At 33.9% G+C, this 12823-nt stretch carries 9 protein-coding genes; 4 read left to right on the top strand and 5 right to left on the bottom strand.

Translation table 11 applies throughout. The annotated features are described in order from the left end of the window. Positions 1 to 10 precede the first annotated feature (10 nt). Positions 11 to 2929, bottom strand: a complete 2919-nt coding sequence (locus PKK00_03970; GenBank protein HNW97555.1) for a glycoside hydrolase family 3 N-terminal domain-containing protein — start codon at positions 2927 to 2929, stop codon at positions 11 to 13. A 184-nt stretch (positions 2930 to 3113) separates the two neighbouring features. On the opposite strand from PKK00_03970, the gene PKK00_03965 reads away from it, so the two are divergent. Beyond that, positions 3114 to 3425: a thioredoxin family protein gene (locus PKK00_03965; GenBank protein ID HNW97554.1), complete on the top strand. Its 312-nt coding sequence runs from the start codon at positions 3114 to 3116 to the stop codon at positions 3423 to 3425. A 2-nt stretch (positions 3426 to 3427) separates the two neighbouring features. Next, positions 3428 to 3655: a hypothetical protein gene (locus tag PKK00_03960; protein ID HNW97553.1), complete on the top strand. Its 228-nt coding sequence runs from the start codon at positions 3428 to 3430 to the stop codon at positions 3653 to 3655. 429 nt (positions 3656 to 4084) lie between these two features. On the opposite strand, the gene PKK00_03955 is transcribed toward PKK00_03960, so the two are convergent. After that, positions 4085 to 5416, bottom strand: coding sequence for an MATE family efflux transporter (locus PKK00_03955; GenBank protein ID HNW97552.1), 1332 nt, complete (start codon positions 5414 to 5416; stop codon positions 4085 to 4087). 8 nt (positions 5417 to 5424) lie between these two features. After that, positions 5425 to 6615: a class I SAM-dependent rRNA methyltransferase gene (locus PKK00_03950; protein HNW97551.1), complete on the bottom strand. Its 1191-nt coding sequence runs from the start codon at positions 6613 to 6615 to the stop codon at positions 5425 to 5427. 228 nt (positions 6616 to 6843) lie between these two features. On the opposite strand from PKK00_03950, the gene PKK00_03945 reads away from it, so the two are divergent. Then, a complete protein-coding gene (locus tag PKK00_03945; GenBank protein HNW97550.1) occupies positions 6844 to 7944 on the top strand; it encodes a PDDEXK nuclease domain-containing protein in 1101 nt (366 codons plus the stop codon). A gap of 181 nt (positions 7945 to 8125) precedes the next feature. Then, positions 8126 to 10150 (top strand): tetratricopeptide repeat protein, encoded by a 2025-nt coding sequence (locus PKK00_03940; protein ID HNW97549.1) that lies wholly within the window; start codon positions 8126 to 8128, stop codon positions 10148 to 10150. 95 nt (positions 10151 to 10245) lie between these two features. Here PKK00_03940 and PKK00_03935 read toward each other — a convergent pair whose 3' ends face one another. Both PKK00_03935 and PKK00_03930 read right to left on the bottom strand, forming a co-directional pair. Then, the gene (locus PKK00_03935) at positions 10246 to 10824 is read right to left on the bottom strand and encodes a DNA-3-methyladenine glycosylase (GenBank protein HNW97548.1); all 579 of its coding nucleotides are present in this window, start codon (positions 10822 to 10824) and stop codon (positions 10246 to 10248) included. Then, the gene (locus PKK00_03930) at positions 10821 to 12731 is read right to left on the bottom strand and encodes an ATP-dependent DNA helicase RecQ (protein HNW97547.1); all 1911 of its coding nucleotides are present in this window, start codon (positions 12729 to 12731) and stop codon (positions 10821 to 10823) included. The genes PKK00_03935 and PKK00_03930 overlap by 4 nt, the downstream gene beginning before the upstream one ends. Positions 12732 to 12823 lie beyond the last annotated feature (92 nt).

Here is a 12823-nt window from a genome sequence, read left to right as displayed (position 1 = left end):
GATTGCAAATTTAATTTTTTTTGCTTTTTGCAATAGCATCATAAAGAATATCGTGAATTTTTGTTCGGATACCCAGTTGATTTATCTTGGTGTTGTTCGCATCGGGATGAACGCGGTTAGAAAGAAAAATATAAATAAGATTTTCAGCAGGGTCGACCCAGAAAAAAGTTCCTGTAAATCCCGAATGCCCATAACTCAATGGTGATGCTTTTTTGCTGTTCAGGCTTGTTTCATTGGTGTCGAGAACAGGCTTGTCAAAACCCAATCCACGCCGGTTTTTATTTTCAGGAAACTGGCATCTTGTAAATTCACGTATCGTTTCAGGTTTCAGGTATTGCTTACCTGCATACTGTCCGTTCTGCAACAACATTTGTAATAAGGTAGCCATATCATAAGCATTGCAGAATAAACCTGCATGACCGCATACGCCACCCATCATTGCTGCTCCCTGATCGTTTACATCGCCGTGCACCAATTGCTTTCTCCATACCGTATCGATTTCTGTTGGAACAATTCTCGATAAATCGAAACGTTTTCTTGGATTAAACCCGGCAGTGGACATACCCAATGGTTTGTAAAATGTTTCCTGTATATATTTTTCAAATGGTTTTCCTGTTCTTCTTTCAATAATTTTCATCATTAAATAAAATCCCATATCGCTGTATAAATATTCTTTCTTGGAATTTAAATTGGATTCAATGATTGTCTTTAATATAGTGTCGGGATAATCACGACGGATGTACATGCTATCGGCAACGCGATAAGGGAATTTATCTGATTTTATTTTTTTATAAATGTTGTAATCGATTTTACCATTTTTAATGGTTGATTTATAAAATGGAATCCATGCCTTCAGCATCGCCTGGTGAGCAAGCAGATCCCTTATGATAATATATTCTTTATTCGTTCTTTTTACTAAACGTAAGTAATACCCGAGATTTTTATCAATGTTCAGGCGGCCTTCATCATACAATTTCATAATTGCCATAGTGGAAGCAGCAATTTTTGTGATGGATGCCATATCGAAAATATCGGTGGTGAGCATGGGCTCTTTGTTGTCGTATGTGTGATAACCAAATGATTTATTATAAAAAACTTTTCCGTCTTTTATGGCAATTATCACACAACCGGGGTATGCTTTTTCGCGAATGCCATTTAATGCAATAGAATCGATTTGCGCAAGATCGGATGTTGAAATATTCAATTCCTGTGGAGTAGTATATTTTAAACGGTGTAAGGAATCGGATACAATTCCTGTGTTTGCCGGAAATAATGGAGAAGATGTTACCGGTAATTTTCCTTCTGAAGAAATTCCTCCAAAAATAATTTGAGCTGATTCTTCCTGTGAAATATTATTGTCCTGGTACGAAACCAGTATTGATGGAATATTTTCGGTTCCTGTAAGCAATGATAATGCGTATGGATTGGCGAAAATATCGAGTATGATATTTTTTGTTTTTCTTAATGCATCAATGAAATCAATGGTCGATTGTGTAATCCCAAAATTATTATTCGGTGTAAAGGTTGTTTTATGAATGCTTACAATCACTAAATTATAATTCTGTAAAATTTTTAATAATGAATCGGATTGCTGTTTACTGCACACTTTACTTAGAGCATATGCATCAATAGCATCATACCTGGAAAGTACCGACTGAAAATATTTTAATGAACTATCGCCAATGGCAACTGACGCTATTTTCAGCGAATCAAGATTCTTTAATGGAACCAGATTTTTTTCGTTCTTAACCAAAGTGATGGATTGTTCATATAATTTTCTTCCCAGGTTAATTGCATCATCTGAATTCAAATCGCTGTAAAGTTTGTTTACCTGTATGGGTTTAAAAGAATTCAATCCTGTTAAATATTTGAAACGAAGAACCTTCTTGCATTTTTCATCAATATATTTTTGTGAAATAATATTACTGTCAATTGCTGTTTTTATTTTTTGCAACGCTTTTGCAATATCTTGCGGGTAAAGAAGAATATCGATTCCCGCCTGCAAAGCTTTTAATTCGGCATCCCCATTTTTATACGTATTGCTGACCCCTTTCATATCAAGGGCATCGCTGAATATCAACCCGCGATAACAAAGTTTGTTTTGTAACAAATCTGTTATAACAGGTTTTGATAAACTTGAAATACTTCCTTTTGCCGTATCCAAAGCAGGTACATTCAAATGCCCCACCATTATTGATGAAACGTTATTTGCGATCAATTCTTTGAATGGGTAGAGGTCAAGCGTATCAATGGTTTCAGGAGAATGATGAATAACGGGCAAATCCAGGTGCGAATCAGTATCGGTATCACCGTGCCCTGGGAAATGTTTTGCGCATGCAATGATACCTGCATCCTGCAGGCCTTTCATATACATCAGCCCTTTGCGTGTTACAAGAAATTTGTTTTCACCGAATGAGCGGCTGTTTATCACAGGATTTTTGGGGTTACTGTTAATGTCAACAACAGGGGCAAAGTCAATATTTATTCCTAAGCGTTTGCATTCACGGCCTATTTCATAACCCATTTTATAAATCAGGCTGTCGTTTTGCAAAGCGCCAAGCGTAAGTTGCCTGGGAAAGTCGGGAACACTATCCATCCGCATTGATAATCCCCATTCTGCATCAATCCCTACGAGTAATGGAACATTAGCCTGGTTCTGAAAATAATTTGTCCATGCAGCCATTTTTTTTGCACTTCCCCTAAAATAGATTATTCCACCTATCTTATATTTACAAATAGTATTTGCAGTATTTTCAAAATACTTTGTATCACCGGCAGGCGATATGTTAACCATAAATAACTGGGTGATCTTATCATCCTGCGTTAACGTATTAAAAACGGAATCAACCCATAAGGAATCGTTTTGTAAAACCTGGGCATTTGAAGACAACCCTATAAACAGCAGAAAAGCAACGACAAATATTCTCATATAATTCACAACAAATTTCTTTGCGAAAATATGCAAAATATTTCACAATGTTTTACGAATGATTATGCGTAATATACACTATGTTTTTTTAAGTAATTTCCCTAATTGATTTGATTTGAATAGTAATTTAATTTTGTATAAGAGATGTAATTGAATGATGAATAGAGATAAAAAGATTTTATAAATGAATTTTACTAAAAAGAAATACCTGGTTTCCTTAAATAGCGAAAAAGAAGTTTCAATAGTTAATTTTTATGTGAACTGGTCTTTTTACAGCAGGATTCAAAAACTTATTTTAGGTAAGTTTCACAAATGTACCTGTAATAAGGTCAAAATTTATAATGTGAATTCTGATAGCAATAAAGAACTGGTAGACCAGTTCCAGGTTCGTTCATTCCCTTCAATCCTAATATTTAAGAACGGTGATATGGTAGAACATTTATCAGGTTTACAGGATAATGAAACCTTATTGAAAGTATTACGTAAAATACTTTAATCATGGATGGGGTAAAAATAATAAGAAAAACTTATAGGTTACAGTTTATCAGAAAGATAAAACCTCTTTTTGTTATTACTATTATTTTAGGTGGCGTACTTGGATATTTATTTTATACCCTTACCAGTTGTTGTCCAGATATGATGACCATTAAACCTGACGCCTTATCAAGTATTGCTTTTGGCGCTGTAACCTGTGGGTTATTATCTTCAAGCAGCCGCAAATCATAAGTAGGTCTCAAGTTAATCATGTAAACACAAAGTAGAAAGTTAATTGGTGTGGCGGCTAGTTAGGGTAATAGTTATTTGTAGAAAGTAAAAAATTCCATCAAATCATTTTTCGATAAACTCAAAATGACGGCTGGCGCCACAGTCAGCCTGAATACCATCAACGAAACCAGCAGCTCAACCATTCACTCATTGACAAAGTCAAAAGTTTATAGGTATAGCGGCTAGTTAGGGTAATAGTTATTTGTAGAAAGTAAAAAATTCCATCAAATCATTTTCGATAAACTCAAAATGACGGCTGACGCACGGTCAGGCTGAGTTCATCCTGATGATGTACAAAATGTGATTTGATTTTCTTTCGACTTTAAACCATCAACCAAACCAGTAGCTCAACCTAAAACCATATAACAAATATTCAAATCATAATTCAAATTAAATCTTCAAATGTTTCCATTTGCCGGTTCGCAGGTAGAAGTAGGATAACCATCCGATTACAAAAAAGTAGAAGCATTCAACAATCCAAACATAATGTACCGGAGTTTTAATAACGATAGCAAGAATAAATGCAATGATCATGTAGGCAGTTATGGTTATGATCTCAAAACGAAAAGTAATTTTTGTGTTACCGGTTCCCGAAACGCCCATAAATAATACCATTGCAATTGAGAAAAATATTAATGCTACAGAAATTACATATAATACTTTTATAGCTTCATCAACCAGACTTAAATCGTTGGTGTAAATTAAAATTACCTGTCGCGGAATGATAAGGTTCATCAATACAATTATGGAAGTGATTGCAAGGCTCATCAGCGATATTTTTTTAATAAGCTTAAATACTTCGTTGCTTCTGCCTTCGCCAATTAAATTACTTACTAATGTATTACATGAAGAAGCCAGTCCCCATAATGGAATCATCATCAGCATATAAATGCTTCGGCAAATGTTTGATACAGCTAATGCTTTTTCGCCAAGGTGTTCAATTATCATGAAAAATAAAAACCATCCGGAAAATGAGATAAAGGTTTGAAGCATTAATGGTCCTGATATTTTCATGATATTTTTTATCCGCTCTATTTCAAATTTTGAGAATTTAAAAAGAGAAAATTCTTTACCTTTTTCAAAACGTATGGTATAAATGATAAAGAACAAACAGGAAACCGCTTCGGCTGTTGCAGAAGCCATTCCTGCCCCGCCAATTCCCATTTCGGGGAAACCGTTATTACCGAATATCAATAAATAATCGAGAATGATATTAACGATAGCTGTTATAATTGTGCTATAGGTTAAAACTTTTGTTCGTATTGTGCCTACATAAAATGAAACAAAAACAATATTGGTACATGCAAAGAAGATTCCCCATGAACGAAATTTGATAAATTCAATGGTACCAAGGTATACAGCATCCGATTTTATAAATACTTTTAAAAGTACCGGTGAAATGAAAAATAATAAAATGAATAATATTAGTGCAAGTGATATTAAAAAATAAAATGTATGATGAACAAGTGTATTTATTTGTTTATAATCTTTTTCCCCGTTGCGCCTGCCAATCAGTATCTGTGCGCCATTGCCAAAGCCAATACCAAGCATAATAAAAGCAAGGTAAAATAATCCACCCAATGCGCTAGCACCAAGAGCCACCTCGCTAACTCTGCCAAGAAATGCAGTATCGATAGCAACCATAATGTTTTGTGCTATCTGCCCAACCACAATAGGAAGCGCTATTTTCCAAATGGACTTGTATGTAATTAATGTACCCAAAAAGCAAATTATTCAATGTATAAAACTAACCCTTTTAAATATTCACCTTCGGGATGACAAGCATTAAAAGGGTGGTCGGCAGGTTGCGAAAGTTGATGCAATATCCGTACATTTCTACCTGATAATATTGCAGCCGACATTATTGTTGAATTGAAAAGCGAACGGTCGACAACCTGTGAACATGAAAACGTAAAAAGTATTCCGCCTTTTTTTATTTGCTTCATGGCTTCAAGATTGATACGCTTGTATCCCTGCATAGCGTTGTGCTTTACATCATGATGTTTGGCAAATGCAGGTGGGTCAAGGATAATAACATCAAATTCGTTTTCTATATTCTTTAAAAAATCAAATGCATCAACCGGTTTGGAAATATGTTTTCCATTTTCAAAATTATTTAAAGCAATATTTTTTTCGGTAATATCCATTGCCTTCTTTGAACTGTCAACCGAATAAACTTCTGCCGCACCGGCTTGCAATGCATAAACAGAAAAACCACCGGTATATGAAAATGTATTCAATACTTTTTTGTCGTTAACGAATTTCCTTAGAAGATTGCGGTTTTCGCGCTGGTCGATAAAGAAACCTGTTTTTTGTCCGCTTTCCCAGTTAACATAAAATTTGTTGCCGTATTCGGTTACTTCATGCAGTTCATTGGCTTTTCCAAATAGATATTTATCTTCAGAATTTATTTTTGCCATATGCGGAAGCGTTTCGCTGCTTTTATCATAGACTGCAATTAGTTTGTTCCCGTATATTTCTTTTAAAATTTCGGTAAACATTTCATTGTTCCTGTGCATACCAATAGAGTGCGATTGCAATACGATAACACCGTTGTAAAAGTCGGCAATCAAACCGGGCATGTTGTCGCCTTCGGCGTGAATAAGGCGGTAGACGTTGGTTTCTGGGGTGTCGGTTAATCCGAGAACCTTTCTGAAATTATATGCTTCTGAAAATTTATTTTTCCAAAATGAGAAATCAGGATTTATTTTTTCAAACGAAAATATTCTCACAGTTATTGAACTTGGCTGATAATGCCCCATACCAAGAAATTCATCATGATTGGAATATACTTCAACTACATCGCCTTCTGCCGGCTCACCATACATTTTTTTTACAGCACCCGAAAATACCCATGGGTGAAAACGTTTTGCAGCAAGGTCTTTCCCCGATTTTAAAATTATTTTTACAAATTCCGACATATTATTTATTATAAAAGCGATGCAAAGATAGAAATTTGATGAGGGTAAAAAAGCTTATATGAAAATTATTTATTATAGTCATTAATGGTCATTAGTTGTCATTGATTGTCATTCATGGACATTTATAGTTATTAGTGGTTAAATAAATCGGGTAGTAATAAATGACTATTTTTATGTTATAGTTTTGTGAAAAGAAAAAAGTTTAAATTTGATGAAATATATATTTAAATGAAGTTTCAGCAATTATCTAAAATATTAAAGCAAACCAATGAAACGCTTTATAAAAATGTTGTTAAAGCTGTAAATGTTAATCTCTCAATAAGGAATTGGCTATTTGGCTTATATATTATAGAGTTTGAACAAAATGGGGAAGACAGAGCAAAGTATGGAGAAAAGCTATTACAGAAACTGGCAGATACATTATCAATTAAAGGGCTTACGGCGCCTGAACTTTCTCGTTGCCGGCAATTTTATCTTGTGTACCCGCAAATTTTTGGGACACTGTCCCAAAAATTTATAACACAAATACCTGAGAATATTCTTGGGTCAGTGTCCCAAAGAAATATTGATCGACACTTCTCTAAGGAAGATAATGTTTTTTATAGTAATTTGTTTGCAACAGCTTCATTTAGTCATTTTGTTGAGCTTGTAAAAATAAATGATTTGCAAAAAAGAAGATTTTATGAACTGCTTATAATTAAAACAACTCCTTCTGTCAGAGAGCTACAAAGACAAATAGAAACTTTAACGTATGAAAGATTTGGATTGTCGGCAAATAAGGAACTTGCTTTTGAACAAATAAAACAGAAAATAGAACCTATAGAAAGTAACGACCTTATAAAATCACATTATTTTTTTGATTTTCTAAAAATTCCACATTTGCATCTTGTCGAAGAATCTGAGTTAGAGCAAGCTTTAATAGATCATTTGCAGGAATTTATTCTTGAGTTAGGTAATGGATTTTGTTTTGAAGCACGACAGAAAAGAATTTTAATTGATGATGAATATTTTTTTATTGACCTTGTTTTTTATCATCGGATATTGAAGTGCCATGTATTAGTTGAATTAAAAACAGAATATGTAAAGCATGAACATATCGGTCAGTTAAAAGTGTACCTGCAGCATTACAAAAATAAGGTTATGACTAAAGACGATAATCCTCCAGTAGGAATATTACTTGTAACCGACAAAAAGAAAACAATAGTTGAATATGCTATTGCAGATATGGATAAAAAGCTTTTTGTAAGCAAATATCAATTGCAACTTCCTGATAAAAATAAACTGGAATTGTTTATTAAAAATGAAATTGAAAATATAGAATCATCATAGTTTGATAAAATATAAAAGTATTAAAGAAAATTATTTAATAGAAACTATTGTTGATAATAAAAAAGGATGCGCATGGAATTTAAAGATTCATTCATGCAAAATCTAAAAAAAAAATTAGATCCCCTTTTATATTTTTTTTCAACGATGAAAAAAATAAATACATGAAAAGTTAATTATATTGATGAAAAAAAATAATCCAAAATATCAACCACAAAAAAATATTTCAAACCAAAAGAAAACACAGAGTATTCCTGTGAAAAAAAACAATACGGTTCTTTTTGCTGTCATTGCTTTTTGCCTGCCCGTACTGCTTTACATACAAACTTTAAATTTTGGATTTACTTATTTTGATGATGATGGTATAATCATTAATAATATTGGCTTCCTCGATAATTTTAAAAATATCTCAAAAGCATTTTATACTGATGCATTTGTTACAGGTATTAGTGCGTTTTATCGTCCGCTGCAAACCTTGTCGTTCATGACCGATATGCTTTTGTCTGGCGGAAATAATGCATGGATGTATCACTTTACTAATATTTTATTTTTTGGATTCATCTCTTTCATGATTTATCAGATACTTAAAAAATTCTCTATATCGTCGAGTTTGGTATTATTAGCAACTTTGATTTATTGCGTGCATCCTCTTTTTGTTTCGTCTGTGGCATGGTTACCTGCCAGAGGTGATTTGCAGCTTATGTTCTTTTCATTATTGTCATTTTTATTTTTAATAAAGTTTTTAAACGAAAGGAAAAATATTTTTCTTTTCATACATTGGCTGGCATTCAGCATTGCATTGTTCTGTAAGGAAACAGCAGCATTCCTGCCATTTATATTTGTGATTTATTTTTTTGCTTTTCATTTTGAAAAACGATTTGATAAAAAATATTTCATTATAATTTTTCTTTATGCTGTTTCGGGGATATTTTGGTTTTGGATGCGAGATAATGCTGTGGGCAATTATTCAAACCCTGTCGAAGTAACAGGATTTGCAGCCTTAATTGCTAATATGCAATCGATACCTGAGGCCATGATAAACTTTTTCCTTCCTTTTGATTTTTCTCCCATACCTGAATTTTCTTTTGTGAAAACATTGTCAGGCTTGATCATTATTGCTATGTTAATTTATGTTTTTATAAAAAATAAAGAAAGAAATTTTAAAGAAAAAATATTTTGCGTTTCGTGGTTCGTTTTGTTTATGCTGCCTCCGATGTTATACAAACATCCATACCTGGATTATATGCAGCATCGTTTTTTTCTGCCTTTATTTGGAATGCTTTTATTTCTGTTATTTGTGATTCCTCGCAAATGGTTGGTAAATGGTAAAATTAAACGAAGTTGGATTTTAATAGCTATAATTATTTTCTTCAGTTCATTTACTTTTATGAAGTCTCGCCCTTATGTTGCTCCTTTAACTTTTTACAATTCGGCAATAAAGCATAATCCGAATTCTGCAATAGCATATTATAACAGGGGTTATGTGAAAACAACTAATAATGATTACGAAGGAGCTTTAAATGATTATAATAAAGTTATTGAGATTTGCCCGACCTATGTTGAAGCCTATTATAGCAGAGGATTGACGAAAGCTGAATTGAACGATGTACAGGGAGCTATTGAAGATTATACTAAAGCAGTTTCATTAAGCCCCGACTATTTTAAAGCATATTATGGCAGGGGAAATGTAAAACAAAATTCAGGTGATTTACAGGGGGCAATTGAAGATTTTAATAAAGCCATTTCGCTTGAACCTGATTATGCCGATGCATATAATAACAGGGGACTTGCAAAAGCAAATCTTGGTAATTATTCCGAAGCGATTGTTGATTATAATAAAACGATTTCAATTAACCCTTCATTCGATATGGCTTATTACAACAGGGGCTGTGCAAAAAATTTAAAAAAAGAATTTAACGAGGCCATTGAAGATTTTAATAAAGCAATTTCTATTCGTGCTGATTTTGCCGAGGCTTATAACAATAAAGGTGTTTCATATTATTCTTTAGGAAATTATAATGAAGCAGTTTCAAGCTATAATAAAGCAATTGAAATAAACTCAAAATATACGGATGCCTATTTTAACCGTGCGCTTGCAAAATACCAACTAAAAGATTTTCAGGGAGCAACAAATGATTGCGATAAAGTTCTTGAATTATTTCCTGATAATAAAAATGCTTTGAGTTTGAAAATGAAAATAGAAAAATAAGTTCCTCGCAGATTAGCGCGGAAAATAACACGGACTAACGCAGAATTATTCAGCGAAAATCTGTGGAAACAATCTGCGAAAATCAGCGAGAAAATTTATAATTTTATCTGAAACCTATAAGGTAGCTTTGCATCTTCGCCTGCATAATCAACACCTACACGTGTGCCGACAATAATATTTTTTTCCTGGATTTTTATGTTTTTATCTTCAAGCCATATATCATTACCTTGCAATGAAAGTCCTGTGTGCGAATAATGAATCCCTAAAAGTTTTGTAACATTACCCGGTCCAATTCCTGATTTATCAGTTATACTTTTTTTCTTGCATCGTTCAAGCATTATTGGGATTCCATCTACCGGTTTTATCCCGCGAATCAGAACGGCATGTGGAATATCTTTTTTGTTTGTTACAATATTGAAAAGCGAATGAATTCCATAGCATAAATAAACATATGCCACGCCGCCTTCGAGGTACATTATCTCTGTTCGTGTGGTGCGACGATTTCCAAACGCATGCGAGGCTTTGTCAATAACACCGGCATATGCTTCGGTTTCGGTAATGATGCCGGAAGTTATTCCTTTGTTGTCAATATTTGTGTAAATATATTTGCCAAGTAATGATTTGGCTAAAGCCACAACATCTTCGGTAAGATAGAATGATTTTTTCAGTTTCATAATTTTTTCTTCCACCTCAGGTTATTATTGTCTTCCGAAACAATTTTATCATTATCGAGCAGCCAACGCAAGGCGCGTAATATCATACTTTCGCTTACACCTTTGATTTTACTCACCGTATCTTCAAGCGATAGCGACTGTTTTTGCAGTATTGGTTTTATTTGATCGATCACAGAATTGAATTCAAATTCGCTCATTTCAAGTTTATTCCTTTCAAGGCAAACATCGCATTGTCCGCATCGGTTAGCTTTTTTGTCACCGAAATATTCGAGCAACATCTGGCTGCGGCATTTCAATCCTGATGATGCATATTTGATCATTGCTTTTAATTTTTGCTCGGCAATTATTTTTCGTTCCTGGTAATTTTCTTTCGATATATGAAGGGCTTTATGGTCTAAACGTTCCGTGGAAAAAATGATCTGCGGTTTTTCTTTTTGCATGATATATGAAATGATACCGGCTTTTTCAATGTATTTCAGGTATTCAATAACGCGCTCTTTTGTAATACCTGCTCTTGAAGCAATTTCTGTTTCATTTATTTTAACGAAGTCGGAAAAAATTCCGCCATAGGAACGCAGTATCACACGGATGATATTTTCGTATCCTTTATTTTCGATCTGGAAACGGTATAAATTTTCTTTGTCGGTAATAATGCGAACCTGTGAGGGCTGGTATAACGCATCAGTGGTTAGAATATATCCTTCCTTTTCTAAAAATTTAAGCGAGTTGAAAACAGTAAGCGGTGTCAGGTTGTATGCAGAAGAGAATACTGAAATATCAAAATCAAAACTGTTATCTTTTCCACTTCCCAATGCCAGGTTATAAAAATTACCCAGGCAATTATAAATGTTCCTTATTGTTTCTGGTGGGGGGTATGAATCTTCAATATTTTTTTCTGCATCAAGAATATCGGAATCATTGTAAAGCAGGATAGCGTATGCTTTTTTATCGTCTCTGCCACATCTTCCGGCTTCCTGGAAATAGGCTTCAATTGAATCGGGAATATCAAAATGTATTACAAAGCGAACATCCGGTTTGTCAATGCCCATGCCGAAAGCGTTTGTTGCAACAATAATCCTTCGTGCACCAGTCATCCATTCATTTTGTCGTGCATTCCTGATTTTTGGCTCCAATCCTGCATGATAATATGCTGATGAGATGCTATTCTTATTCAGGTAATCGGCAATTTCTTTTGTCCTTTTTCTGTTTCTTACATAAATAATTCCTGAGCCATTTATTTTTGAAATGATACGCAGCATTCGTTTGAATTTGTCTTCTTCTTTAATTACTGCATAGGAAAGATTTTTTCTCTCAAAACTTTTGCTCAGGACATTTTTCTTTTTAAAAAGTAATTTGTTCTGTATGTCATCGATCACATCTGGTGTTGCAGTAGCGGTAAGGGCCAGCAAAGGCACCGAAGGAAAGTATTGCCTTATTTCGGCAATGCGTAAGTAGGGCGGACGAAAATCATATCCCCATTGCGAAATACAATGCGCTTCATCAACAGCGATCAAATTGACTTTCATTTTTTTTAACCGGATAAGAAATGTCTCTGATACCAGTCGCTCTGGCGAAATGTACAAAAACTTTACATTGCCATGCACACAATTATCAAGCGCTAAATCCACTTCATAATAATGCATTCCAGAATGAATCGAAATCGCATTTATACCTTTCTTCTTCAGGTTTTCAACCTGGTCTTTCATTAATGCGATCAATGGCGAAATAACAATACATATCCCTTCTTTTGCCAGGGCGGGAACCTGGAAACATATTGATTTCCCGCCACCTGTAGGCAATAAAGCCAGAGTATCGTCGCCATGCAAAACAGAATTGATTATATCTTCCTGTAATGGTCGGAACGATTGATGTCCCCAATACTTAGCAAGTATCTGTTGAATATTCAATGAAAATAAATTTATACGAATATACGAATAAATATTTTTTTTGAATATCATTTGATAATATAACCCAGCACAATTTTATTTACTTTTATTGA

The sequence above is a fragment of the Bacteroidales bacterium genome (assembly GCA_035353855.1).
Taxonomy (GTDB): Bacteria; Bacteroidota; Bacteroidia; order Bacteroidales; family CG2-30-32-10; genus DAOQAK01.
Note: the sequence above shows the minus strand (reverse complement) of the source record. Positions and strands in the feature narration are given on the sequence as shown.

Coding starts and splice junctions, on each gene's coding strand:
- PKK00_03970 (HNW97555.1), bottom strand. CDS start 2,929: ATGAGAATATTTGTCGTTGCTTTTCTGCTGTTTATAGGGTTGTCTTCA.
- PKK00_03940 (HNW97549.1), top strand. CDS start 8,126: ATGAAAAAAAATAATCCAAAATATCAACCACAAAAAAATATTTCAAAC.
- PKK00_03960 (HNW97553.1), top strand. CDS start 3,428: ATGGATGGGGTAAAAATAATAAGAAAAACTTATAGGTTACAGTTTATC.
- PKK00_03950 (HNW97551.1), bottom strand. CDS start 6,615: ATGTCGGAATTTGTAAAAATAATTTTAAAATCGGGGAAAGACCTTGCT.
- PKK00_03935 (HNW97548.1), bottom strand. CDS start 10,824: ATGAAACTGAAAAAATCATTCTATCTTACCGAAGATGTTGTGGCTTTA.
- PKK00_03945 (HNW97550.1), top strand. CDS start 6,844: ATGAAGTTTCAGCAATTATCTAAAATATTAAAGCAAACCAATGAAACG.
- PKK00_03965 (HNW97554.1), top strand. CDS start 3,114: ATGAATTTTACTAAAAAGAAATACCTGGTTTCCTTAAATAGCGAAAAA.